Origin of the sequence: Flavobacterium sp. HJJ (genome assembly GCF_015351475.1) — a bacterium.
Lineage (GTDB): Bacteria > Bacteroidota > Bacteroidia > Flavobacteriales > Flavobacteriaceae > Flavobacterium > Flavobacterium marginilacus.
This window is the reverse complement of the sequence record NZ_JADKPR010000070.1, coordinates 1-967: the sequence shown is the minus strand read 5'-3', so window position 1 is coordinate 967 and position 967 is coordinate 1. Positions and strand designations below refer to the sequence as shown.

Below are 967 nucleotides of genomic sequence, written 5' to 3'. Positions count from 1 at the left end.
CTCATAACCCCGTAATACCAGCTATTACTAGTCTATCAAATAGTTTTTCGCCAAAATATCTTCTATTAAGCTTATAAACGAACTCATTTAGGTATAACTGAAGATATTTTCCTTTGATTTTATGATGATTCCCTAGAAAATTACGTTTAGCATTACTGATAGCGATGTGAACCCAGCGTAAAGTTTCTTTTGTTGTTTGCTTATCTGATTTTTCAGTAATATGTATTTCTACATAATCTGAAATATCAATATAGGAAGTGCTTTTATCTGAAAAAACAACACTTTTCTCTGAAATTGATTCTTGAATTGTTTCATTTATTTGTTCTGCAGTATGGTCTGTAAGTACTTTGGCTTTGAAATATCTGCAATGACTGGATTTTTCTCCAGTTTCGATATCTTCTAAAGGAGTAGATTCGGCTGATATAGCTGCATTGGATTTACCAACAGCTCCACGACCTCTAATACCTTTTTTCTGTTCAATTTCTGAAGATTCAATAGTGAAATAAGCCTCGTCAAATTCTATCATTCCTTCCAAAGTATAACGCGAATCCCTATTACCCATTGCTTTTCGAAGCTTATGGACCATAGCCCAAACTGGTTCATATCGTTTCAAGCCAAGCTGTGTTTGAATTTCTTTAGTTGAAAATCCTTTCTTAGTTGCAGTCAATAAAAACATTGTTTTGTACCAAATTAAAAAGGATAAATTGGAACTTTGCATTATAGTCCCGCTTCGCAATGAAATTCTGCTTCGGCATTTTTTACACTCGTAACTCCATTTACTTTTTATCCAAAAATGCTCTTTACTGCCACATTTACACACAACTCCAATCTTGTCTCTTTCCTCTTTAAAATGTAAACGACAGGCTTCTTCACTTCCAAAATTTGCTGTAAAATTGAATATATTCATCGTGATTTTTTTATAAAGGTAAGACTATTTTTTTAATTATGAGTAATTACGGATAATCAT

The 967-nt window shown here is 32.5% G+C and carries 1 protein-coding gene; it reads right to left on the bottom strand.

Annotated elements, in window-relative coordinates:
* Window position 1: 1 nt before the first annotated feature.
* Entirely contained in the window at window positions 2-907 is a 906-nt protein-coding gene (locus IRZ80_RS20755; RefSeq protein WP_194644272.1) for an IS1595 family transposase, read from the bottom strand.
* Window positions 908-967: the final 60 nt, after the last annotated feature.